Source organism: Elizabethkingia argenteiflava, assembly GCF_009904105.1.
Classification (GTDB): domain Bacteria; phylum Bacteroidota; class Bacteroidia; order Flavobacteriales; family Weeksellaceae; genus Elizabethkingia; species Elizabethkingia argenteiflava.
In genome coordinates, this window is sequence record NZ_JAAABJ010000507.1 from 25,559 (window position 1) to 51,672 (window position 26,114).

20 protein-coding genes are annotated in these 26,114 nt (G+C 37.5%); 16 read left to right on the forward strand and 4 right to left on the reverse strand.

What is annotated here, in order from left to right:
* The first annotated feature begins 10 nt into the window (after positions 1-10).
* The 16 genes from GNY06_RS06840 (at position 11) to apaG (ending at position 22,161) form a co-directional block, all read left to right on the forward strand.
* A complete protein-coding gene (locus tag GNY06_RS06840) occupies positions 11-910 on the forward strand; it encodes a cell division protein FtsX (RefSeq protein ID WP_166519372.1) in 900 nt (299 codons plus the stop codon).
* A complete protein-coding gene (locus GNY06_RS06845; RefSeq protein ID WP_166519373.1) occupies positions 911-1,204 on the forward strand; it encodes a DUF3098 domain-containing protein in 294 nt (97 codons plus the stop codon). It abuts the gene before it with no gap.
* Complete coding sequence (locus GNY06_RS06850; RefSeq protein ID WP_166519374.1) at positions 1,204-2,019, forward strand: undecaprenyl-diphosphate phosphatase; 816 nt, start codon at positions 1,204-1,206, stop codon at positions 2,017-2,019. The genes GNY06_RS06845 and GNY06_RS06850 overlap by 1 nt, the downstream gene beginning before the upstream one ends.
* A gap of 79 nt (positions 2,020-2,098) precedes the next feature.
* Positions 2,099-2,809: a tRNA pseudouridine(55) synthase TruB gene (gene truB / locus GNY06_RS06855; protein ID WP_166519375.1), complete on the forward strand. Its 711-nt coding sequence runs from the start codon at positions 2,099-2,101 to the stop codon at positions 2,807-2,809.
* Between the two features lie 452 nt (positions 2,810-3,261).
* Positions 3,262-3,960 carry a response regulator transcription factor gene (locus GNY06_RS06860; RefSeq protein ID WP_166519376.1) on the forward strand — a complete coding sequence of 233 codons (699 nt, stop codon included), beginning with the start codon at positions 3,262-3,264 and terminating at the stop codon, positions 3,958-3,960.
* Positions 3,957-5,333, forward strand: coding sequence for a HAMP domain-containing sensor histidine kinase (locus GNY06_RS06865; RefSeq protein ID WP_166519377.1), 1,377 nt, complete (start codon positions 3,957-3,959; stop codon positions 5,331-5,333). Before GNY06_RS06860 ends, GNY06_RS06865 begins: the two co-directional genes overlap by 4 nt.
* 400 nt (positions 5,334-5,733) lie before the next feature.
* A complete protein-coding gene (locus GNY06_RS06870) occupies positions 5,734-6,444 on the forward strand; it encodes an MgtC/SapB family protein (RefSeq protein WP_166519378.1) in 711 nt (236 codons plus the stop codon).
* 397 nt (positions 6,445-6,841) lie between these two features.
* A complete protein-coding gene (gene mgtA / locus GNY06_RS06875; RefSeq protein ID WP_244614379.1) occupies positions 6,842-9,541 on the forward strand; it encodes a magnesium-translocating P-type ATPase in 2,700 nt (899 codons plus the stop codon).
* Positions 9,542-9,713: 172 nt separating this feature from the next.
* Positions 9,714-10,862 (forward strand): efflux RND transporter periplasmic adaptor subunit, encoded by a 1,149-nt coding sequence (locus GNY06_RS06880; RefSeq protein WP_244614380.1) that lies wholly within the window; start codon positions 9,714-9,716, stop codon positions 10,860-10,862.
* A gap of 41 nt (positions 10,863-10,903) precedes the next feature.
* Positions 10,904-14,002 (forward strand): efflux RND transporter permease subunit, encoded by a 3,099-nt coding sequence (locus tag GNY06_RS06885; RefSeq protein WP_166519380.1) that lies wholly within the window; start codon positions 10,904-10,906, stop codon positions 14,000-14,002.
* A 10-nt stretch (positions 14,003-14,012) separates the two neighbouring features.
* Positions 14,013-15,302, forward strand: a complete 1,290-nt coding sequence (locus GNY06_RS06890; RefSeq protein ID WP_166519381.1) for a TolC family protein — start codon at positions 14,013-14,015, stop codon at positions 15,300-15,302.
* Between the two features lie 11 nt (positions 15,303-15,313).
* Positions 15,314-16,081: a porin family protein gene (locus tag GNY06_RS06895; RefSeq protein ID WP_166519382.1), complete on the forward strand. Its 768-nt coding sequence runs from the start codon at positions 15,314-15,316 to the stop codon at positions 16,079-16,081.
* 335 nt (positions 16,082-16,416) lie between these two features.
* Positions 16,417-17,457: a GyrI-like domain-containing protein gene (locus GNY06_RS06900; protein WP_166519383.1), complete on the forward strand. Its 1,041-nt coding sequence runs from the start codon at positions 16,417-16,419 to the stop codon at positions 17,455-17,457.
* A gap of 106 nt (positions 17,458-17,563) precedes the next feature.
* On the forward strand, positions 17,564-20,368 hold the full coding sequence (locus tag GNY06_RS06905; RefSeq protein ID WP_166519384.1) for a 2-oxoglutarate dehydrogenase E1 component: 2,805 nt from the start codon (positions 17,564-17,566) through the stop codon (positions 20,366-20,368).
* A 56-nt stretch (positions 20,369-20,424) separates the two neighbouring features.
* The gene (odhB, locus tag GNY06_RS06910) at positions 20,425-21,684 is read left to right on the forward strand and encodes a 2-oxoglutarate dehydrogenase complex dihydrolipoyllysine-residue succinyltransferase (RefSeq protein ID WP_166519385.1); all 1,260 of its coding nucleotides are present in this window, start codon (positions 20,425-20,427) and stop codon (positions 21,682-21,684) included.
* Between the two features lie 87 nt (positions 21,685-21,771).
* Positions 21,772-22,161, forward strand: coding sequence for a Co2+/Mg2+ efflux protein ApaG (gene apaG / locus GNY06_RS06915; RefSeq protein WP_166519386.1), 390 nt, complete (start codon positions 21,772-21,774; stop codon positions 22,159-22,161).
* A 20-nt stretch (positions 22,162-22,181) separates the two neighbouring features.
* Here the strand turns inward: apaG and GNY06_RS06920 are convergent, their stop codons facing one another.
* The 4 genes from GNY06_RS06920 to GNY06_RS06935 all read right to left on the reverse strand — a co-directional run bounded on the left by GNY06_RS06920 (position 22,182) and on the right by GNY06_RS06935 (position 25,763).
* The gene (locus tag GNY06_RS06920; protein ID WP_166519387.1) at positions 22,182-23,174 is read right to left on the reverse strand and encodes an EamA family transporter; all 993 of its coding nucleotides are present in this window, start codon (positions 23,172-23,174) and stop codon (positions 22,182-22,184) included.
* Positions 23,175-23,193: 19 nt separating this feature from the next.
* Positions 23,194-23,655 (reverse strand): Lrp/AsnC family transcriptional regulator, encoded by a 462-nt coding sequence (locus GNY06_RS06925; protein ID WP_166519388.1) that lies wholly within the window; start codon positions 23,653-23,655, stop codon positions 23,194-23,196.
* Between the two features lie 285 nt (positions 23,656-23,940).
* Positions 23,941-24,900 carry a glycosyltransferase family 2 protein gene (locus GNY06_RS06930; protein ID WP_166519389.1) on the reverse strand — a complete coding sequence of 320 codons (960 nt, stop codon included), beginning with the start codon at positions 24,898-24,900 and terminating at the stop codon, positions 23,941-23,943.
* On the reverse strand, positions 24,897-25,763 hold the full coding sequence (locus GNY06_RS06935; RefSeq protein ID WP_176589990.1) for a lysophospholipid acyltransferase family protein: 867 nt from the start codon (positions 25,761-25,763) through the stop codon (positions 24,897-24,899). Before GNY06_RS06935 ends, GNY06_RS06930 begins: the two co-directional genes overlap by 4 nt.
* Positions 25,764-26,114 lie beyond the last annotated feature (351 nt).

The window sequence follows — 26,114 nt, forward strand, 5'->3', positions numbered from 1 at the left end:
ATAATTTTGAATGGCAAGAACTGTAGACGATTTTAATAAGAAAAGATTAAGATCCAGTAATATAACAGTAGTAATTAGTATTGCTTTGGTTTTATTTTTAATCGGGCTTTTTGGTTTAATTTTGATTAATGCACAAAAGTATTCTGATTATATTAAAGAACAGTTGGTTGTAAATGTTTACTTTAAGGAGTATCTGGAGGTAAAAAATAAAGACAAAGTCGAGCAAATGAATCAAAAGACTTTCAGGGCTATTCAGGCGCTCCCTTTTGTTCAGAAAGCTACTTTTATCACTCAGGAACAAGCCTCAAAAGAAGCTAAGAAAACTTTGGGAATAGATAGTGAAGCCTTATTTGAGAAGAATATTTTTCCGCCTTCTGTAGAGGTAGCTCTGAAACCAGAATATGTAGATCCTACTAAGATTGACGGTGTTGTTGAGCAATTGACACAGGTAACCGGCGTAAAAGAAGTTAAAAATGACAGTAGCCTTACCATAGATGTTTATAACAACCTCAATAGAATTCTAACTTGGATTTTAGTATTTTCTATTATATTTTTGGGTGTTGCCATTGTATTGATCAACAATTCTATTCGGTTGAAGATTTTTTCAAAAAGGTTTACCATTAAAACCATGCAGTTGGTAGGCGCGCAGCGAAGGTTTATTTTAATGCCCTTTATTAGAGAGGCTATTCTTTTAGGGATAATAGGGGCTGTAATAGGTTTGGTGGTGCTCTTTTCTATGTGGTATTATTTTACTAAGAAAATAGGTTCTGTATTCATTTCCGATCAGACCCAATTTATTTATTTAATTATTCTAGTGCTGGGGGTAGGGATATTTATTACCGTTATGAGTACGATTTTTGCTACCTGGAGATTCTTAAAAAGTAAAATTGACGATTTATATTATTCTTAAATGGGGGTAAAAAAAACAAAACATTTGGAATCCACAGGTGAGATTTCAAACCAAAATTCTTTCTATTTTAGTAAGGAGAATTATAAATACATGCTTATAGGCTTAGGTTGTATCATTCTAGGTTTTTTTCTCATGATGGGATCAGATGCCAATACCACTCCGGAAGGGAGCTATGATCCCAATTATTGGAATGAGGGTATCAATTCTATTCGTAGAATCAGAATCGCCCCACTATTGGTGATCCTAGGTTTTTTGATAGAAATTTATGCGATCTTAATTCGTAAAAAAAACTAATGGACTTATTACATACGATTATCTTAGCCGTTGTCGAGGGGCTTACAGAATTTTTACCCATTTCTTCCACCGCCCATATGGGCTTTGCAGCCAAGCTTATGGGAATGGAGGAAACTGAATATCTTAAAATGTTCCAGGTTTCCATTCAGTTCGGAGCTATATTAGCTGTAGTGGTGGCCTACTGGAAAAAGTTTTTTGATTTTAGTAATCTTAATTTTTATATTAAACTAGCCATAGCGGTTATACCTGCCTTGATATTGGGGAAGCTTTTCGATGATAAAATCGAAGCTGTTTTGGGAAATCAAATTGCAATTTCTACTGTTTTGGTAGCGGGAGGAGTGGTCTTACTTTTTGTAGACAACTGGTTTAAAAAGCCTAAGGTGATGGATGAAAAGGAGGTTTCTATCAAGAAAGCTTTTACTATTGGAGTTTGGCAGTGTTTAGCCATGATGCCGGGTACCAGTCGTAGTGCAGCCTCTATTATTGGGGGGATGACACAAGGTTTATCCCGAAAAGCCGCTGCAGAGTTTTCTTTTTTTCTGGCAGTACCCACCATGTTGGCGGTAACGGTATATTCTCTCTTTGTTAAAACCTGGGGAGAAGCCACAGGCCAGGCTTTGAAGGGATATGAAATGTTGATGAGTTCTCAGGAACTTCTGCTCATGTTTCTCATAGGTAACCTTATTGCTTTTATTACGGCTATTATTGCCATTAAATCTTTTATTGCTTTGCTCAATAAATATGGATTTAGATTTTGGGGGATATACCGAATTGTAATAGGATTAGCTTTGCTCATTTATTTTTATTACGCATAAAAATTAGTATTTTTGAAAACTTAAATAAAAGGAAAATATTGATTTTCCTTTTATTTTTTTACAAACCAAACCCATCACCATGAGCTTTACGACAGAGGATATACAGGCAGGACAGATATTACTAGTGGACAAACCTTTGGATTGGACTTCTTTTAATACAGTCAATAAGATTAAATGGAAGCTTAAGCGGGAATTTAAATTAAAAAAAATAAAGGTGGGACATGCCGGAACTCTAGATCCTAAAGCTACGGGACTGTTGGTTATTTGTACTGGTAAAGCCACTAAAAAAATTCCCCAAATCCAGGATGCTCCCAAGGAATATTGGGCAGAGATTAAGATAGGTGTACAAACCGAATCCTACGATACCGAGAAGCCTGAAATTTTTCCACAGGATATTTCCAATATTACTTCTCTTCATATTCAGACAACTTTAGATCAATTTATAGGTGAAATAGATCAAAAACCCCCTATTTTTTCAGCTTTAAAAGTAGATGGTAAGAGGGCTTATGATCTTGCCAGAGCAGGAGAATGTGTAGAGATAAAAAGTCGCAAAACAACAATTTTTTATATTAATCGTATAGAGGTTAATTTACCTTATGTCTCTTTTTACGTAGGCTGCTCAAAAGGCACCTATATACGTTCTTTGGCCCATGATATAGGACAGAATTTAAACGTGGGAGCCTATTTAACCCAACTACGCCGTACCCGTATAGGAGATTATAGCGTACACGAAGCTTCTGCTATTTATTTGGAGAACAACTATAGGTTTGGAGAGACGGAGGGAGAATAAACATTAGTATAATTTAATATATACCGAATACCCGATAATCATGTGATAATAGTTGCGAGCTTTTCATTAGCAACCATGCCTAACAGCTTCAAATAGAAAGAAATCAATAAACATTCATTTTAAAGCAATATCACTTCTTCAGTAATTTAAGGTTTATAAAAGTGTTAAATCTAGACGGATATCTGTTGTCTCGTGGTTAAAATTCAGAATATACTCTTTTAGGGGAGCAATCGAACTCTCATTTTATAACAAAGGCAAAGTGCTATTCTTTATAATAAAAAGGCCGATTTCCCATCAGTAAATATAGTCTAATATCTAAGATCACACAGGCGATGTTTGTAGATGATGAAGACTTATATTTTTATAAAGTGCCACCGATTTAGCGTATTATTGTAAGAGCAGAAATCAGATCGGAACACCCTCTGAAATAAATTTATAAATTTGCACTGGTTATGAATGGGTTAAGAAAAACAATTTTAATTATAGAGGATGATCAACGAGTAGCTAAACTTATACAAAGAGGTTTAGAAGAGCATGGCTTTACCTCTACTTTAGCCTATGACGGGCTTTTAGGCAAGAAACTAGCATTTCAAAATGATTACGATCTTATTATAACCGATATTATTCTGCCAAAATTAGATGGTATAGAACTGTGCAGGCGACTCCGAGAAACCAAGCCCGATATGCCGATTATTATGCTCACAGCCCTGGGAACAACTGATGATAAGGTAGAAGGTTTTGATGCAGGAGCCGACGATTATCTGGTAAAACCCTTTGAGATGCGAGAACTGTTGGTGCGCATACGTGCATTATTAAAGCGTAATCATAAAACGGCAAACAGTACAGGTTTTATCTTACGCTTTGCGGACCTTGAAATGAATTTGCACACAAAGGTGGTAAAGCGTAAAGGTATAGAAATCAGTCTTACTCCGAAAGAGTTTAATCTTCTGGAATATATGCTGCAAAACCCCGAAAGGGTCTTATCAAGAGTAGAAATTGCCGAAAAAGTGTGGGAAACTCATTTTGATACAGGTACTAACTTCATCGACGTTTATATCAATTATTTAAGAAAGAAAATTGATAGAAATTTTGATAAAAAACTCATTCACACCAAAGCCGGTATGGGATTTATTTTAAGAGCGGAATCATGAAGATCAGGACAAGGATAACCATATTATTTACCCTTATTACTGGTACGATTTTATTAGCGTTTGCTGCCGTTACTTATTACACGGCAAAAGAAAATCGAGAAAAGGATTTTTATACGCTTCTCAAAAAAGAAGCCATTACAAAAGCCAATCTTTTTTTTAACGCTAGCGTTGATAAAAAAATCTTGCAGGACATCTACCACAACAATCGAAAAATACTAAATGAAGTTGAGGTAGCGATTTATGATACAGCATTTAAGCTTTTATATCACGATGCAGTGGATATAGATTTTGTAAAAGAAACCCCTCAAATGATAAACAAAATTAATCATAAAGGGGAAATTCATTTCTACCAAGAGGGTTGGCAGGTAATAGGGCTAAAATATGAATTTAAGGATAAAAGTTTTATTATTACTGCAGCTGCGTACGATCAATATGGTTATGATAAACTAGATGATCTGTTTAAGACGATTGTTACCGTTTTTATTATTTCCATACTGGTTATCTGCATAGCGGGGCATTTCTTTTCTATAAAAGCCTTTGCACCTGTAAAGGAAATGACCAGCAAGGCAGCAGAGATCTCCGCTACCAATCTTGACTTGCGTTTACCAAGCAACAGCAGCAAAGACGAACTTTCAGAGTTGGCAGATACTTTCAACGAAATGCTGAACCGACTGGAAAACTCTTTTGATGCCCAAAAGCACTTCGTTTCCAATATTTCCCACGAGCTGCGGACACCGCTTGCAGCCATTATTACCGAATTGGAATTATCAGCCCACAAAGACCGCACGATTGCGGAGTATAAAAGTGCGGTGAACAATGCCCTGACCGATGCCAGAAAATTAGCGCGCTTATCCAATAGTTTGCTGGATTTGGCAAAGGCAAGCTATGACCCTTCTGAAATTGCTTTTAAGCCGATCCGTATGGATGAAGTTTTGCTGGATGCACGGCAGCAGGTACATAAAACCAACCCTGATTACAAAATTGATATTCACTTTGAAAATGATTTTGAAAACGATAACCAAATCTCCGTAAATGGCAATGAATACCTTTTGAAAGTGGCTTTTGTAAACCTGTTTGAAAACGGCTGCAAATTTTCATATGAAAGGCAGAGCACCGTTTCCGTTTCATTTGGCAACGAAAAAATTATATTGAGGTTTGCCGACAACGGTATTGGGATTTCCGAAAGTGATATGAAAAAAATTTTCACTCCCTTTTACCGTGGCGTAAACAAAACGTTTGCCGAAGGCAACGGCATCGGTCTTTCGCTTACCCAAAAGATTATCGCTTTGCATAAAGGCACAATAGCCATCCTATCCAAAGAAAATCAGGGAACAACCTTTACTGTTATTTTACCACATATCCCCACATCATAATAATAACACCAAATTCAAATGAATAACTGGAAATCATTTACCCCGAAATTTTGCAACGGGTTTCACTTTCCGAATTAGCTTATTTTCTTGGTGTTGCAATACAAACACTGAGCATGATTATGTAATGATTGTTACCACCCACACGGTAACATTTATTGCCATTATCATTAAAAGTCACTGAAATGAAGATAATTTACGCCGCACAATAAACCCTGAAAGGGCAACTAAAAAAGTCAAGCGATAAATTAAAAGCCAACAAAAAATACAGGAGGTAAAAATAATGAGCTGCAATAAGCACCTTATCTAATAAAATTCTAATTTTTTTCTATTGCTTCTCTAACAGTGTTTCCACCAGGAGATAAAGACCTTTGTACCATTCTTACATTAAAATGTGTTACCAATGGAAATCTTAACATTTGCAATAAGGTTATCTGCCGCATTACTATTCGGTGTCGCTATAGGCATTGAAAGGCAGTGGCGGCAAAAGAGCGCAGGGCTTCGTACCAATACGCTGGTGTCTTTGGGTGCGGTGACTTACATCCTTATCTCGGTTTCTCTTACCGGTAATACAGGCGACCCAAGTCGCATTGCAGCGCAGATTGTAACAGGTATAGGTTTCTTGGGGGCAGGTGTGATTATGAAAGATGGATTAAGTGTACAGGGCTTAAACACGGCTGCCACTATTTGGTGTTCAGCTGCGGTAGGTTCGCTTTCCGGTTTGGGCTTGTTTGTAGAAGCAGCTATGGTTACCGCCTCCATTATGCTTACCCATATAGTACTTCGTCCCGTTGGACAAAAATTGAATTTGCTTACGTTCATTAAAACCGAGACTACCCAAATCGACTATCTGTTCACGATTAAATGTAAAACCGAAGTGGAAAACCACATCCGGGTACGGCTCATGCAAATGCTCGGGAATGACGAGAAACTATTGCTAAAGTCTTTGACCAGCGATGATACGGACGATGTAACCCAAGTAACCATAACGGCAGTTATTCAATCTGTGACCCGGCAGGATAGTCTGATAGAAAGGGTCGCCAGCCGCTTGACGATTGAGGACAAAGTAATCAAAGTGAGTTGGGAGATTATAGGGACACAATCAGAATTATAAAAATGATTTTAAACCGTCACATATCCGTATGCTTACTTTCGGAGGGCATTGTTTCAGACAATATTTTTCCTGCTGTTGAAATGAATATTGATTAACCTTTTTCATGCTAACTGCAACAGCAGTGGGGATATACGGAGAATGGAGTAGTGGGAAAATGCAAAATATGGAGATACTTTGTGTTAGAATTGTCCTTAAAAAGCCTTCAAGTGTATGTAGGAAAGGTACAAAATTTTAGGCTTTAAATAGTCCTCCTCATCATGCCTATGGGTATTTATATACTAATTTATTAAAAATATAAGAAGTGATGTTATGGCAAATTTTAAAGTATATAAAATCAAAAAAACACTACTATAGAAAGCAGATTCTATTCATAAAATCGAAATAAGATGTTATGACAATGCGTAAAGACAAAATAAAAAATCCGCTGCATTCAGTGATTAATTCAAGTGGAATGAACATGGGAACCGTAACCAAGTTGCAGAATGCTTCCCGTCAGAATGGCCATTTAGTTTATGCCATGCTGGAAACCAGTGAGGAAGGTATTACTGATGTAACAGCAGATGACCGGATCCTGAAATTCGGAGCGAATGAGTTACAGCATCAAAAAGCACCGAAATGGTATGTGCATTTATTAAAGGCATTTGCCAATCCCTTTATTTATATCCTGCTGGTCATCGCTGCGGTGTCCTTTGTGATTGACATATGGCTGGCATCTGCCGAAGACCGTGATTTCAAAACCGTTATAGTGGTATGCATTATGGTTTTGGTCAGTGCGCTTTTGCGTTTTGTGCAGGAATATCGGAGCAATGCGGCTGCCGAAAAACTAAAAAGTATGGTAAAGACCACTGCTAATGTATTGAGGAAGTTTACAGGGAAAAAAGAAATTCCTATCAGCCAGCTTGTACCTGGCGATATTGTATATCTGTCTGCGGGTGATATGATACCTGCCGATTGTCGCATTCTAAAAAGCAAAGACCTGTTTGTTAGCGAAAGTATGCTTACAGGAGAAGCTTTGCCCGTTGAAAAAAGCTATTTTCCCATACGTAATGCCGTGGAAAAACAGCCTGTAGAACTCAATAACATCTGCTTTATGGGTACCAACGTGGTAAGCGGTTCTGCTACAGCAGTTGTAGTTGCCACTGGCAGCTATACATTTTTTGGCAGTATCAGTAAATCCATTGTAGGCGAACGTCCCGAAACCAGTTTTGACAAGGGAATTAACAAGATCAGCTTTCTGCTCATTCGCTTCATGCTGGTGATGGTTCCGCTTATTTTCATCATCAACGGTTTACTGAAAGGCAATTGGGCAGAAGCATTTCTTTTTGCCATTGCCGTAGCGGTGGGCTTAACGCCTGAAATGCTGCCCATGATAGTGACGGCTAATTTAGCAAAGGGAGCTGTCAATATGAGCAAACGAAAAGTCATCGTAAAGCGTTTAAACTCCATTCAAAACATCGGGGCAATGGACATTCTATGTACCGATAAGACCGGAACCTTGACACTGGATAAAATTGTATTGGAAAAACACCTGAACGTGGATGGTGTAGAAGATGATGAAGTCTTGAAATGGGCTTACCTCAATAGCTTTCACCAAACAGGGCTTAAAAACCTGATGGACAAAGCCGTATTGGAACACGTAGATTTGCACGACTACCTGAAAGTAGAAGAACAATACATTAAGGTCGACGAAATTCCATTTGATTTTCAGCGCAGGCGCATGTCCGTAGTACTGAAAAAACATAACGGCAAGCATCTGCTTATCTGCAAGGGAGCGGTTGAAGAAATGTTGGAACTATGCACCAGTGCTTTTGAACCGGGAGAAGACCGCAGCGTTCATATTGAGAATGATACCGTAGTGCCTATGGACGACAACGTGCGCCAAACGGTATTGAACACATCCAAAAGGATGAATGAAGAAGGACTTCGGGTATTGCTGGTGGCCATCCGTGAATTTAAAGGAACACACCCGCTTACCTATTCCGTTGAAGATGAAAGGCAGTTAACACTAACGGGCTTCATAGGGTTTCTAGACCCTGCAAAAACCTCGTCAAAGCCCGCTATTGAAGCCTTACAAAAGTTGGGCGTAGGCATAAAAGTGCTTACAGGCGATAACGGAATAGTCTCCAAGAAGATTTGCAACGATGTGGGCATTCCCGTTCAGCATATCATTAATGGCAGTGATTTAGAAAAAATGACTGATGATGAACTATTCCGGAAAATTGATAATGTTTCTGTTTTTGCCAAGCTCAACCCCCTGCAAAAAGTAAGGCTCGTAAAAGCATTGCGTAGCAAGGGACATACCGTAGGCTTTATAGGGGATGGCATCAACGATGCGGCAGCACTCAAAGAAGCCGATGTGGGCATTAGCGTAGATACTGCCGTGGACATTACCAAAGAAAGTGCCGATATTATCCTGTTGGAAAAAGATCTGATGGTACTGCGTAAAGGCGTGATATATGGCAGAAGAACCTTTGGAAATATCATTAAGTATATCAAGATGACTGCCAGTAGTAATTTTGGTAATATGTTCAGTATGCTTGGAGCCAGTGCATTTTTACCCTTCCTGCCCATGCTTCCTGTACATCTGCTGATACAAAACCTTCTGTATGATATTTCGCAAATTTCCATTCCTTGGGATAAGATGGATCAGGATTTTTTGGAAAAGCCAAAGAAATGGAATGTCGGGAGCGTATCAAAGTTTATGCTTTTCATCGGACCAATAAGCTCCATATTTGATTTTGCCTTATTTGCGCTTATGTTCTTTGTGTTCAAAGCAAATGCACCGGAACACCAGACACTCTTCCAAAGTGGCTGGTTTGTGGAAGGGCTGCTGTCGCAAACGCTTATCATATATATGATACGTACCCGTAAGATTCCATTTATACAGAGTTGGGCAGCCGCTCCCGTAGTAGCCCTCACTTCTTTGATTATTCTTATAGGTATCATCTTACCTTTTTCACCTTTTGCAGGAGCGTTGAAAATGCAGTCTTTGCCATTGGCTTACTTCCCTTGGCTGATAGGCATCTTGTTTAGCTATTGCTTGTTGACGCAAGCCGTAAAAAACTGGTTTATCAGGAAATTCAGTACTTGGTTATAGGGAGGTAAATGGATCTTTTTGCCCCATTTCTCTATCTGGAAGAGCTTTTCTAATAAAATTCTAATTTTTTTCTGTTGTTTCTCTAACCGTTAAAGCAAGATTATCTATGGACCTTTGCATCGCATTAACAAAGGAGTGAAAGAACACAGATTTTAATCCTAAATTAAATATTATGATGACCCAATCCAATCAATTCAGTAATAATATAGCATTCTTATTGTTACTTTCAGTGGCAATTTCATGCCTATTGTACTCCTGTAATGATTCTAAAAAAAATAAGGAAGAATTTTCTGATGGCTATACCCTAAAAGGAGATACTATAGTTTTGGCGGGAAATTCAAATATAAAACCCAGGCTGAATTTCAGTACTATATCCGAGCAGTATTTTGTAATGGAATTAACTACTGCCGGAATAGTAAGAGCTATACCTACCGCTTATGCGGAAATAGCACCACCATTTGCGGGAAGGGTATTAAAATCTTATGTAAGGCTTGGTCAGAAGGTGCAACCCGGATCCCCTTTATTAGATATCAGTTCACCCGACTATTTTAATGCGCAAAAAGAATATTTTGATGCCAAGCAAGAATTTCAGCAGGCTACACTCAACTTGAAGCGTCAACGGGATTTGCTCAATAATGGTGTAGGGGTGCGACGAGAGTTTGAAGAAGCCGAAACAGAATATATCACTAAAAAATCGGCTTTATTCAATGCATCCGCAGCTTTAAAGATTTTTAATATTGCTCCCGAAAAAACAGTTTTAGGCAAGCCTCTCACCATTGTATCCCCCATTCGAGGAGAGGTTCTTACTAATAAAATCGTTAGAGGCCAATATCTTAAAGAAGATGCAGACCCGATTATTGTTGTTGCCGAATTATCCAAAGTGTGGATAGTAGGAGAGGTTAAGGAAAAAGACATTCGTTTCATTCATACATTGGATGATGTGGAAGTGAAGGTTGATGCTTTCCCCGACAGAATCATCAAAGGAAAGATATATCACGTGAATGAGGTGGTAAATGAACAAAGCCGTAGTGTAGAGGTATTGGTAGAATGTGAAAATCTAAATCGCGATTTAAAACCAGGAATGTATGTGACGGTTTTATTTAAAAATATGCCTGAAAATAGCATACTTATTCCTGCTCAGTCGGTATTTCAAAAAGAGGAAAAACAATTCGTTTTTGTGAAAATTGATGATACGCATTTTGAGAAAAGACAAATTGAAACGGGTGCTACTTCCAATGGAAAAGTCATTGTTAAGTCTGGTTTGAGAACTGGAGAAGTGATTGTATCGGAAGGAGGGTCTCTCATGAATAGGGATTACTGATGGCCAACTAAATTTCACTATAATATAAATGATGGAATAAAATGAATAGATTAATAAATCTTAGTGTAGAAAAGCGTTGGCTAATGCTGGCCCTGTTTATCCTTTTGGCATTTTTTGGGTACTATTCGTGGAAACAGCTTTCCATAGAGGCCTATCCTGATATTGCCGATGTTACCTCACAGGTGGTCACCCAAGTCCCCGGATTGGCTGCCGAAGAGGTGGAACAGCAAATAAGCATTCCTTTAGAGCGCGCATTAAATGGCTTACCTGGAATGCATGTTATGCGCAGTAAAAGTACATTTGGTTTATCTATAATTACTATTGTTTTTGAAGAAGGAGTAGAGGATTATTGGGCGAGAATGAGGATTCAAGAAAGGCTCAATGAGGTAGAACTGCCTTATAATGCTGCTCCCGAACTTGATCCGCTCACATCTCCGGTAGGAGAAATCTACCGTTATATTATCGAGAGTCAGGGCGGTCAGGATTTACGAGAGTTGACCGATCTGCAAAACTTTAGTATTATTCCGCGTATTAAGCAAGTGCCAGGAGTTGCTGATGTGACTAATTTCGGAGGTATTACCACGCAGTTTCAGATTGAAATTGATCCTCATAAACTCCAACAATACAAACTTACGCTAAGCGAAATCATTGAAACTATAGAGAATAATAACGTCAATGCGGGGGGAAGTGTTTTACCAAGAGGAGAGTTAGGCTATGTTATCCGTGGAATAGGATTGGTGAAAAACTTGAAAGATCTAGGAAAAATTGTCGTAAAATCTGAAAATGGTGTGCCTATATTCCTAAGCGATATGGGCGAATTAAAATACGGTAACTTAGAAAGAAAAGGTGTATTAGGATATACCGATCGGAAGCGTAACTATTCAGAAAGCTTAGAAGGTATTGTGCTCCTGTTGAAAGGGCAAAATCCATCCAACGTGTTGAAAGGTATACATGAAGCAGTCGATGAGCTGAATAATGGAGATTTACCTGAAGGGGTACGCATACATACCGTCCTCGATAGAACCGATTTGATAAGCACCACCTTGGATACTGTGTCGCACACTTTGCTCGAAGGGATGACTTTGGTGGTTATCGTACTGATAGTATTCCTTGGTAGCTGGAGAGGAGCATTGCTGGTGGCCATTACGATTCCAATCGCATTGCTTATAGCATTTATACTCATGCACTTCACGAATATTCCAGCTAACCTACTTTCTCTTGGAGCTATAGATTTCGGTATTATTGTGGATGGAGCTGTTGTTATGATGGAAACTATCTTGAAAAAACGAGAAGATAATCCAGCAGAAAATCTCAGTGAAAAAAACATAGCACAACGCGCCGCTGAAGTCGCGAAGCCTGTATTCTTTGCTACTCTTATTATTATTACTGCTTATTTGCCGCTTTTTGCCTTTGAAAGGGTGGAGAAAAGGCTCTTTTCACCTATGGCTTTTACTGTCGGATATGCACTATTGGGAGCCTTGGCAGTGGCATTGTTGCTCATCCCAGGATTGGCATATGTAATATACCGTAAGCCTCAAAAACTTTATCACAATCGATGGTTGGAAAAATGGGCGGATTATTACCGCATGAGTCTACCTAACATCATGACCAGACCTAAGATAGCGGTAGTTATTCTGATCGCCATTTTAGGGGGGGCATCATTGCTTAGCATTCGCGTGGGAAAAGATTTTTTACCATCACTGGATGAAGGTTCTATTTGGTTACAGGTACAATTGCCTCCAGGTATCTCGGTGGAAAAGGCTAAAGAGATGAGTGATATACTTAGAGCAAGGACCATGAAGTATGATGAGGTTACCTATATTATGGTGCAGGCAGGGCGTAATGATGATGGTACAGACCCTTGGACAGCTTCTCATTTTGAAGTGTCTATAGGTATTAAACCCTACCGGGAATGGAAGAATGGTAAAACAAAAAATGATCTTATTGAAGAATTAGCAAAGGAATACGAACAAATGCCTGGATTTACTATAGGTTTTTCTCAACCCATGATAGATGGGGTTATGGATAAGATTTCCGGAGCCCATAGTGAGCTTGTCGTAAAAATATACGGAGATGATTTTAAGGAAACCCGAAGAATTGCCGAAGAAGTGATGAAAACGCTAAAAACCGTAAATGGTGTAGTAGATTTGGATATTGATCAAGAGCCGCCTTTACCACAACTTCAAATACATGCAGATCGTGAAAAAATAGCTCAATACGGTTTGAATGTTTCCGATGTAGCTCAACTTATCGAAGTAGGCATTGGTGGCAAAGCGGTGTCTCAATTGTTTATCGGAGATAAAGTATACGATATTATTTGCCGGTATAGTGAAAAAAGCCGTAATACACCAGAAAAAATTGCCAATCTAATGCTGACCTCCTCAACAGGGGCGAAGATACCTTTGTCTCAGGTAGCGAAAGTACAACTGAATACTGGCGAAAGTACCATTACACGTGAGATGAATAAAAGACATCTAACTGTAAAGTTCAATACGCGTAACAGAGATTTAAAATCCTTAGTGACAGATGCACAAAATGCTATTGAGAAAAACATACAGTACGACCACCATAAATTCAGTATCAAATGGGGAGGGCAGTTTGAAAATCAAAACCGTGCTTATCAAAGGTTATCGGTTATTGTACCCTTAGCATTGAGCATTATGTTTATACTGTTGTATGGAGCATTTGGCTCTTTTCGTCAAGCAGGTTTGTTAATGGGTATCGTACCTTTGGCTCTTTTTGGAGGGATGCTGGCACTGAATGTAAGGGGTATGTCGCTCAATGTATCTTCTGCCGTTGGTTTTATAGCCTTGTTTGGTGTGGCAATACAGAACGGGGTAATTATGATTTCACATATTAATGAACTTAGAAAAAAAGGTTATGATTTACTGAGAGCCGTAATAGAAGGCTCCAGTCACCGGTTTCGCCCGGTACTCATGACGGCAACTGTAGCGGTGCTGGGTTTATTTCCTGCATCACTGGCTACGGGTGTAGGTTCAGATGTGCAACGGCCATTGGCCACAGTAATCGTTTATGGATTGCTTTTCTCTACCGCCATTACCCTTTTTGCTTTACCGGTACTGTATTATCTTATAGAAAATAAAAGGAATAAAAACCTCAATGAATCAAAATCATTATAAAACAAAGCCAATGAAAAAATATATAAAAATAGGATTCAGCATGGCTATTATAAACTTGTCCTATACGCTCAGCGCACAGAAAATAGACACTCTGTTTACAAAAAGCAATATAGACTATATCACCTATATAGGTCTTGTAGGCAAAAATAATCTTGAATATTCTGCAGAGAAATTCAAAATTAAGATGGCAGAAGCGAATATATTGAGTGCCAGAGTATTTCCTGATCCGGAATTTGGTTTCAGTTTTACAGATAACGGGCAGCGGAGAATGAATATGGGGTATGGTTTTGGTTCAGAACTTTCTTGGACATTGGAACTTGGAGGGAAGAGAAAAGCTAGGATAGAGATGGCCCAAAATGAAGCCAAGCTTACGCGGATATTGCTGGAAGATTACTTTCGGAAATTACGGTCGGATGCTACATTAGCTTATTTAACAGGTATTTATAACCGCTATTTGCTGGATGTAAAGTTGAATTCGTATCAACAAATGAAAAAACTCGCAGAAGCAGATAGCATACGTTTTAAGCTTGGTGCAATTGCGCAGGTAAATGCACGACAATCAAAATTGGAAGCAGGTACAATACTTAGCGAAGTATATGCCGCACAAGCAGAATTAAAGAGTTCATTGGTTAATTTATCTCTTTTTTCAGGTCAAAGACAAAGGTCTAGCTTATTTTATCCTAAAGAAGGTTTTAAAGGCTTTGATAGAAATTTTTTATTACAGGAATTAATAATTATCGCCCAAAATAATAGGACAGATCTGAAAATCGCTTTGCAAAATAAAAATATTTCCCAAAATATCATTAAGCTCTCTAAAGCCAACAGGGCTCTTGATTTGGGTTTGTCATTGAGTGTCAGCTATAACTCTTATGTAAAGAATGTTATCGCTCCCACACCGTCATTTACAGCGGTAAACGCAGGTATTAGCATTCCACTTAAATTTTCCAATAACCGATCAGGAGAACTTAGAGCGTCAGAATATGGTAAAATCCAAGCAGAAGTCTTATACGAGCAAACCGCGCTTAATATTGAGGCTGAAGTAACCCAAGCTTTCTATAATTATAAATCTGCGCAAAAACAATTAGCACTTTTCAATACTGGATTATTAGCAGAAGCAAAGGCTATTTTGAATGGAAAAATATACAGTTACAAAAGGGGGGAGACTTCTCTACTGGAAGTTTTAGAAGCGCATCGCACCTACAACGAAGTCCAACAAAACTATTATCAGAGCCTTTATCAACATGCTGTGGCGCTTGTGGAATTGGAAAAGGCTGCTGGTATTTGGGATATTAATTTCTAAAAGACAATGAGATGAATAAAAGAATAATATTACTCATAGCTGTAGTTCTTTGGAAACTCAGTTATACGCAATCGTATAACGATCTCCACACAAGTCTAAAAAAATCAGACTCTATCTTGGATCAACAATTGCTGAACAATGAGGTTAAATGGGGAATTAAAGCCGGATGGACCTATAGCAATCTCTATGGAAAGGATCTGGATGATATATTTGCCAGTAATAAAACAGAATTTAAAAATGGTTTTCAGGCAGGCATATATGTAGATACACGTATATCCAAGAAGTTTGGCTTGATACACGAATTGCTGTTTAGCCAAAAGCGTATCGGAGTAATGCTCGCCGACACACAATATGGGGATTACACATCAAATCTAAGCCTGTTTTATTTGGATCTTATGCCCGCCAATTTAAACTTTTATATAGGACGTTTCCAGCTCTATACAGGGGCCTACTTGAGCGCGCTTTTAAATGCCAGTGTACAGCGTAAGGATAAAAATGCCAGGATGTTTAAAGACAAAAGTATTTTCGGTGATCCTAAAAATGATGAAAGCCAAACACGTTATTTGCAAAAATTCGATTTTGGTGTAAATGTAGGAGTAGAATACGGTTTTGATTTCGGGCTATCCATAGGAGCAAGATACATGCATGGATTTACAGATATTTTCCAATATGCCAACACTTATACCAATGGTGAAATCAAAACGGATAATATTAAAATATATAATCGGGGCTATATGCTTTCGTTGGGGTATGCTTTTGGCAGTAATAAAAGACAATAGAAATATGGTGAAATCTTTTTTACCGAGATCACATAAAGCTACCACTCCGAATGATTTTCAAAAATATTGTGCATGTATATTTTGATATGATACCATAGAAAAAAATCCTACGGAGGAGCATATTCAAGCCGCTAGTTTATTGTAATGGAGTATGGCTATAGTATTTTTAGGATTAAATATATTCAATAGGACTCAATAATTAATTTTAACTGAATTTTAAATAAGTTACATTGTACTTCCGAGTACTAAAAAAGTAACAATTATTATAAATGAAACGCTAATAAAACAAGGTTATTTTAAGTAAGAATACTATCTTTGTTTTCAAATTTTAACGAATGAAGTGGATTAAGTTAATCATTACTTTTCTGATCATAATATTTGGAATATATGCCATCTCCATGCTTTTTGTAGAAAAAACAAAAAGCTTTTCTGTGAAGAAAGAGGTTCATTATCCTTTGGAAAAAGTTTTTCCACAATTTAATAACCTTTGTAATTTATCGCGATGGAACAAATTTGTACAGGATGGCGAATCAGAACTTAGTTTTTCTTTTTATGAACCCTATGAAGGAACGGGGAGTTCTATGCGGTTTGTGAATAAAAGAGATTCTGCACAAAGGGGTGATTTGTTTATACGTTATATGATGCCGGGCAGCGGAATAAAATATCAGCTATTTAGAAACGGGGATAGTCATCCTTATTATATCGATGTCAAATTTGAAAAGCTTGGAGAAGATAAAACCGAAATCACTTGGTTTGTGAAAACGCCGCCTACTCCATATTTAAAGCGCTCTTTAAATTTATTGTATGAAGAGGATTTTATTTCCGCAATAGATAAAAGTATATTATCATTGGATCATGTCCTAGGCAGTAAAGTGGATAAAGAAAAACGCATAAACTCTATCCAATATAATAAGATTTTTGTAGAAGATAATCAGGAGAAGTTGTTAATAGGGATTAGTGCAAGCACTCCCACTCGTAAAAATGGAGATTTTTATAATTCTGTGGTGATGAATTATAATCAATTACACACCTTCATGATAAAAGATTTAGAAAAAAAAGACGATGAATTTGGAGATCTTCATCTCATGCTAAATAGCGAAGGGCCTAATAATAAAATTTCTTATTTCTGTGGTGTGGAAGTGAGTAAAACCTTTGATATTAACGATAATAATTTTAGTTTTAGAACAATCAAACGGGGAAAAAGCATTTCAACCTACTATAAAGGAGACTATGAAGGCATAAAAAAAACAATCACCAACTTAAAAGAAGAGGCAAAAAAGATGGAGATGTCCACTGGAGAATTGGTAGAAATATTTATGGAGCCTCCTGCTGAAAATAAGGAAGTGATTTTGAAAATTACACTTCAGATTTATTAAAATGAAGTGGCAACAAAATCAATTCTTTGTATTTTGTGAAATGCTTTGGCAACTGCGTTATTATTTGTAATTTTGCAACATTATAAAAAATAGATATAAGGTAATAATGGATAGATTCTCATTCCTAAATGCAGTACATTCTCAGTTTATTGAGGATATGTATCAGCAATATTTAAAATATCCTGACAGTCTGGAGCCATCATGGAAAGCTTTTTTTCAAGGGTTTGATTTTGCTTTGGAAAATTACAATGATGAGAAAACACTGCAGGAGGTTCAATCTTTTGGCTCACAAGTACAGAAGAGTAATGTCAATATCTCTGAGGTCTCCGAGGATATTCGCGGAGAATTCAAAGTCATTAATCTTATTGAGGGCTATCGTATTCGGGGGCATCTTTTTACCAAGACAAATCCTATACGGGAGCGGAGGCATTTTGAACCTACGCTGGATATTGAGAATTTTGGACTTACATCTGCCGATTTAGATAGATCCTTTAATTGTGCTACAGAGGTCGGATTTTCTGCCCCAGCTAGCCTTCGTCAGATTATAAAAAGTCTTGAAAGTGTTTACTGCGAATCTATAGGGGTAGAATATTCGCATATTAAAAATGTAGAAGAAAGAAATTTCATTCGTAAGTGGATTCAGGTTAATAAAAACCATCCTCGTCTGACGCCGGAAGAAAAAAAACATGTTCTACAAAGGCTTAATCAGGCGGTAGCCTTTGAAAACTATCTTCATACCAAATTTGTAGGGCAAAAACGTTTCTCTTTAGAAGGTTTGGAGGCCTTAATACCGGCATTAGATCAAGTGATCACCAGATCTTCACAGTTGGGAGTGGACGAGGTAATTTTAGGTATGGCACATAGGGGGAGACTCAATGTATTAACCAATATTTTCCAAAAACCCTATAAACAAATTTTCAGTGAATTTGAAGGGAAAGAATTCGAAGAAGATGTATTCTCGGGCGATGTTAAATATCACCTGGGAGCCACCAAAGTTATAGAAACTGCAGCTCAGGAAAAGGTTAAAATCAACTTGGTGCCTAATCCCTCTCACTTAGAGACTGTAGCCGCATTGGTGCAGGGAATTAGCCGTGCTAAGGTGGACAATGCTTATGAAGGAGATTATAAAAAGATTTTACCTATTGTTATCCATGGTGATGCTGCTATTGCAGGACAAGGCATTGTGTATGAAGTGGCCCAGATGATGACTTTGGAAGGTTATAAAACAGGAGGTACGGTTCATGTAGTAACCAATAATCAAGTGGGCTTTACCACCAATTACCTGGATGGGCGTTCTTCCGTCTATTGTACAGATATCGCTAAAGTTACAGATTCTCCTGTAATGCATGTGAATGCTGATGATGTAGAAGCGGTGGTACATGCTATGCATTTTGCTGCCGATTTCCGCCATCAGTTTGGCAAAGATGTTTATATAGACCTTCTAGGATATAGAAAATATGGGCATAATGAAGGAGATGAACCTAAATTTACGCAGCCTAAACTGTATAATATTATAGCCAAACATCCTAATCCAAGGGAGATTTATAAAAATAAATTGGTTGAAGAGGGTATTGTTTCAGATGCTGTAATGAAACAAATGGAAGTTGAGTTTAAGAAATTGCTAGATGAAAACTTCGATGAATCTAAAGATATTCAAAAGAATACGCTGGATATTTTTATGGCAGAAGATTGGAAGAAATTTCCTTTTGGCTTGAGAAAATCTGTTCTAGAAGCAGTAGATACTCAATTTCCAATAGAGAAGCTGAAAGATTTGGCGAGACGTATTTCTACCTTACCAACCGATAAGAAGTTTATCAAAAAAATCACGAGACTTTTTGAGCAGAGGCTTAAAATGTTGGAGAATAATAGTCTCGATTGGGCGATGGGAGAGCTTTTAGCCTATGCATCCTTATTGGATGAGGCTTATAGTGTGAGAATATCTGGTGAGGATGTGGAACGAGGCACTTTCTCCCACCGTCATGCGGTAGTTAAGACTGAAGATACAGAAGAAGAGTATATTCCTTTAAAGGCTGTGACTGAAAAAGAAAATCAGTTTCAGATCTACAACTCTTTATTATCCGAGTATGCGGTATTAGGTTTTGATTATGGCTATGCCATGTCATCTCCGAATAGCTTGACAATTTGGGAAGCTCAATTTGGTGATTTCTCCAATGGGGCGCAGATTATTATCGATCAATATTTAGTAGCTGCAGAGGAAAAATGGAAGCAACAGAATGGCTTGGTGCTTTTATTACCCCATGGTTATGAGGGACAGGGAGCGGAACATTCTTCGGCTAGACTCGAACGCTTCTTAACGCTTTGTGCTAACCAGAATATTATTGTGGCAAATGCCACAACACCGGCTAATTATTTCCACTTATTAAGAAGGCAGATGAAATCTGACTTTAGAAAACCTTTAGTGGTGATGACGCCTAAGTCGCTCTTGCGGCATCCGAAAGTAGTTTCTCCTATTGAGGAATTAGCGAATGGTGCTTTTCAGCCAGTCATTGATGATATAACCGCTAAAGCAGATCAGGTTGAGCGATTGGTGATGTGTTCTGGTAAGCTATATTACGAGTTGTTAGCCAAAAAAGAGGAATTAAAGAACACCAATATAGCTTTAGTAAGATTGGAACAACTATACCCTTTACAAATGGATCAAATCGAAGATATATTCGAAAAATATACTAAAGCAGAGGAGTTCATCTGGGCACAGGAAGAACCTGAAAATATGGGAGCATGGGGTTATATTTTAAGGAACTTCAGACATAAGAACCCTCGAGTGATAGCTCCCGTTGCGAGCGGAACGCCGGCACCTGGATCGCATAAGAAATTTGAGATTAATCAGAATACTATTATTAATCAGGTTTTTTACTTTGAAGGGAAAGAGAATAAAGTGAGTATAGCTTAATATAAATTAACGAAAAAGCAGAATAGATAAGAAACTGCCAAACAAAAAGAATTCCTATGTCAATATTAGAAATGAAGGTCCCTTCGCCAGGGGAGTCTATAACCGAAGTAGAAATAGCAACATGGTTGGTAAAGGATGGAGATTATGTAGAAAAAGATCAGGCTATTGCCGAAGTAGATTCGGATAAGGCAACATTAGAATTGCCAGCAGAAGCAAGTGGGGTCATTACCTTAAAAGCGGAGGAAGGAGAAACTGTACAAGTAGGTCAGGTAGTAGTATTAATCGATACCTCAGCTGCTAAGCCTGCAAAAGATAGCGAAACTAAGGAAACAACTGCGAAAGAGTTACCACAGCCAGAAACGGAAAAAAAAGAGCAGCCACAACAAAAAGATGCGAATCTCTCCTCTCAGCCGGTTGCTGAAAAGACTTATGCTACTCATACCCCTTCACCTGCTGCGAAGAAAATTCTAGAAGAAAAAGGAATAGAGCCAAGTCAGGTATCGGGAACGGGTGTTGGTGGAAGAATCACTAAAGAAGACGCGGTGCAGGCGAAAGGAACTCCTGCCTTAGGAAATTCTCCTGTGGGAGGTTCCAGAGCGGTGCAGATTACAAAATTGAGTATGCTTCGCAGGAAGTTGGCGGCACGCTTAGTTTCTGTAAAGAATGAAACAGCTATGCTGACGACTTTCAACGAAGTAGATATGTCGGAAATCTTCAGGCTTCGTAAACAATATAAAGAGGAGTTTGCAACAAAACATGGTGTAGGATTAGGATTTATGTCCTTTTTTACCAAAGCAGTGGTAAGAGCTCTCCAGCTATATCCTGACGTGAATGCTTCTATCGATGGAAATCAGAAACTAAACTATGATTTTTGTGATGTTTCTATAGCGGTTTCTGGTCCCAAAGGCCTTATGGTTCCGGTACTCCGGAATGCGGAGAATATGTCTTTTAGAAATATTGAAGCGGGAATAAAGGAGTTGGCCATAAAGGTGAGAGATGGTAAAATTACGGTAGATGAAATGACAGGTGGTACCTTTACCATTACCAATGGGGGGACTTTTGGATCTATGCTTTCCACGCCGATTATTAATCCTCCGCAAAGTGCCATCTTAGGAATGCACAACATTATTGAGCGTCCTGTAGCCATTAATAAGCAGGTAGAGATAAGGCCAATGATGTATTTAGCGCTATCCTATGATCATAGAATTATTGACGGTAAAGAATCAGTAGGCTTCTTGGTAGCCGTTAAAGAAGCGATTGATAACCCGGTAGAATTCTTGATGCAAGGAGATGAGAGAAAGGCTTTAGAATTATAAGGTTAAATGATATTATAACAAAAATCCCGTCTATTATATATTTAGGCGGGATTTTTGTTATAATGAATATAAGACCAAAAAACAAAAATGATGTATTCAGCAATTACTCATAGTATTCATATTATCGTCGAGACGTTTTACGACACTGAAAATAGTTCTCCCATTGATGAACGCTATATTTTCACCTACCATATCACGATTAAAAATAATGGGAGTATACCGATTAAGCTCTTGAAAAGGAAGTGGCAAATAAAGGATGTAGTATTTGGCTTGAGAGAAGTGGCCGGAGATGGAGTGATCGGTATGAGTCCTGAAATTTACCCTGGAGATGAATTTAATTACTTTTCCAACGTATCTTTATATTCGGGTATAGGGCTAATGCAGGGGCACTATTTACTCAGAAATTTAAATACCAAAGAAACTTTTGAAGTAGAAATTCCTAAGTTTTCGCTTATTGCAGAGGTTGTTTATAATTAACGATGGCTTTATAGCCATCGTTAGAAGATCAGTCTGCGTCTAAAGTAATACCACTTTATTTGTGCTCTTCGAAATAGTTTTGAATCTTTATAAAGATTCCAATTCATTAAAAGAACACTCATCAAGATAACGATTAAGCCGCTTATTTGTAAGTTTGTAATAATATCGTTGGTGAAAAAATAGCTTAAAAAAATAGCCACAACCGGATTGATGTAGACATGTGTGCTTACTTCGGTTGTCGGTCTGGATTGAATAAGCCATATATAGGCGATAAATGTAAGAATAGAACCCAGAACAATCAAGTATCCTAGAGAAAACCAACCGCTTGAAGAGACTGTTTTAGGCTGAAAAGAAGCATATTCCCCATTACATAATCCCACAAGGGTAAACATCACTCCGGCAGTAATCATTTGCCAAGATGTCTTCACCATAACATGTAGATCTTCACCTTGATTCTGGTTTTTTGTAGAGGTATATTTTGAATAAAGAGAGCCCGAAGTCCAAGCAATAGATCCCAGGATTAATAAAAGCATGCAGAATAGGTTTAATAGTTTTTGGGATGGTGGCACGGATATATAAAGTTGCTCTGAAAATAGCATGACCACGCCAATAAATCCCGAGAGTAAGCCCATGACAATATGCTTTTTAGAAAAATTATTTTTCCATTGTGGTTTATCTAAGATGACAAACCACAGTGCTGCTGCTGCTGCCATAATAGCTGCAATCCCGCTGGATACATATTGTTCGGCCCATATAATGGCACCCATATCGATAAACAACAATAAGAAACCTATTATACATGATTGTTTTACAATACGAGGGCTAAAGAGTTTATAGCCTTTAATAGCGCAGTAGCCAAAGAGCAATAAGCTTGCGGTTAGAAAACGCAGGGAACCCAATAAGAATGGGCTAAAATCACTCAGGGCCCGGTGTATAAAAAAGAATGTAGAGCCCCACACAAAATACACAATAAGGTAAGCTGTGATAATTGATAATTTTGATTGATTCTTCATTATTTTTTTTAGTTCTTTTTTAAGTTATAATAAGTTGGTTATCTTCTTTTACAGTTTGCAATACAATGATAGTTCGGGTTGATACAATACCTTTAATGCTGGATAGAGATTTTTTCATCATATTCATCAAAGCTAATGTGTCTGATGATCTTACTTTTATAATATAGCCATCATCACCGGCGATATCATGCACTTCCAATACTTCCGGAATCTGCGCTAATAGACTTCCTGTTTCTTCGTCACCTATCAAGTCGTTTACTTTAATAAAAATAAAAGAGAGAAGATTCTGATTTACCGCGCTGGGATTAACTTTCGCATGGTAGGACATGAGCACTTCTTTTTGCTCCAGTTTTTTCACTCTTTCCAGCACTGCAGATGGAGCCATTCCCAGGTTACGTGCCAACTCTACATTATTGATCCTTGCGTTTTCCTGCATGAGGCGAACGATCTTTAAGTCGATTTCATCCAGCTTATATTCCATAGCAGTATCTTTTGATTTGCAAATGTACAAACAAAAAGAATATAATTCAATGTATATACGTTTTTTATGATGTTAATTCTTTTATTTTATCTAATATTGAACATTAATCTGTATCTAGTCGCTATGGAGAATATTATTAGTTTGTGTAAATTCGAACAGTTTAGTCGCTGAGAGATGGGTTGAAAAAAATAATCAGACGTATAAATGATTTATCCACAGCAAAGAATTAAACTGTTTAGCGCTTAAAAGTAAGAAATGAGAAAATTTTAATGTTATGATGCTATGTTATAGAAAGTGTTGGATGATCAGCCATTTAGATTGATAGTAGTTTTTGATGGGGTGAGGATGTCTACCTTTGTAGGTCGAAATGCATCTTCTATAAAATCCAAAATGCGCCTTTATAACGGCCCAAGTATGAGAAAAACCATATTTGAATAAAAAATAAATACCTGCTACACCATCTAAACACAGTCGAATCAATATAAGATAAAGTTTCTCCGCAGGTAGATTTTTTAGCATCATGCAGAGGTTGTTTCGAATATTTAGATAGGTTTTTTGTGGATTTTCTTTATGCAGTGTTCCTCCTCCCACATGGTAAACGCTTGATTTACCCGTATAAAAAATGCGACGACCACTGTTTTTCAATCGCCAGCATAAATCTATTTCTTCCTGGTGAGCAAAAAAACTCGTATCGAAACCCTTCTGAAGCCAAAAGTCTTGAGCTCGAATAAAAAAACAGCAACCTGAAGCCCAGAATATCTCAGTTTCATCATCGTATTGACCACAATCCTCTTCAATACTTTCAAAAACTCTTCCCCGGCAATAAGGATAACCTAAATGATCAATTAAACCTCCTCCTGCACCAGCAAATTCAAAAAAGTTTTTCTTATTGTAATCTAGGATTTTAGGTTGTACCGCGGCTACCTCGGGTGATCTTTCAAAAATATTTAATATAGGTTCCAACCAATGAGGACTGACCTCTACATCCGAATTTAGTAGACAAAAAATATCGGCTTCTATATTTTTTAAGCCTTCATTATAACCCCCGGCAAAGCCATAATTATAGGCATTTTCAATAATACCAACTCCTGGAAAATTAGAACTTATAAAGCGAACAGAATCATCTGTTGAGGCATTATCGATGATATAAATATCCGCCGAGGTTGAGTGGGTGAGGATGTTGGGTAGAAATTTTTCTAACCAGGATTTTCCATTCCAATTAAGTATAGCGATAGCGAGCTTCATTTTAATACATCTTTATATTTCCACCTTCTATGAGACCATAGCCAGTTATCCGGACGTGTTTTAATGGTATTTTCCAGTAATTCATGAAATTTATTGACAACTTCATAAGGCTTAAACTTTTCTCCATCCGGATATATTCTATAGTAGTTTACCTGATAATAACCTCTCTTCACCTTTTTCATATCGCAATAGACAAATGCCAGATCTTTTTTAGTCGATAGCTTATCATACCCAATAAAAGCAGGTGTTTTTTGGTTTAGAAAATCAAGGCCATAATGAATTTCACTGAAGTGAGGCGTCTGATCGGCGACAAACATATATACAGATTGGCCGTTTTCCCCGCTCTGTAGAATACTCCGAAGAACCTCTTTCGCTTCCAAGGCTTTATTACCAAAACGATTTCTTATAAATTTTATTTTTTCTTCCCAAAATGTACTTTGTACTTTTCGGTAGACCGGGTGGCTTTCCTTCTGGGGTAATAAAGGGGCCAAAGCATTGATCCATTCCCAATTGAATACATGGCCTGCTAAAAAAATAATATCTTTTTTTTCTTCATAGCATTCTCGGAATACATCCTGATTAAGATGCTGCATCCTTACCCTTAGCTCGGTTTCGCTAATGGTAAAGGTTTTTAGCATTTCAAAAATGTAATCAAAGAAATTACGAAAAAACCTTCTTCTTATTTGAGTGATTTCTTTAGGGCTTTTCTCAGGAAAAGAATTTCGTAAGTTTTCGGTCACCACTTTTTTTCTATAGCCTACAAACAAGAGGTTGGCATAGTATAAAATATCAGATAACCCATATAAAAACCACAGGGGCAATCGGGAGCACAATAAAATAATTTGAAATAATATTCTGTTCAAAAAAATGCAATTAAGCCGCAAATTTAAGCATTACCTCTCTTATAGCACAATTTTTCCCATGAGTAAAATTATAAAATATCATTTTTATTTAATAGATGATAAAAATAAAAACTTTATTATAATATATGTGTAAATATATTTTGTTATATTATATTATTTCATATAAAAATTTTTGTAAGGAGAGTGTTGTAGGAAAATTATTCAGGATATTAGGGTTTGAAAAAACAAAACATAGGAAGGAGTAAGCTGGTGGTTAAACTGTCTGAATCCCTTAAATAGCCTTGCTGTAAATGTTTACTTTTCAGTTCGTAAAAATTTAGAGTTAAGATGTTTATAATATTGTAAGGGATC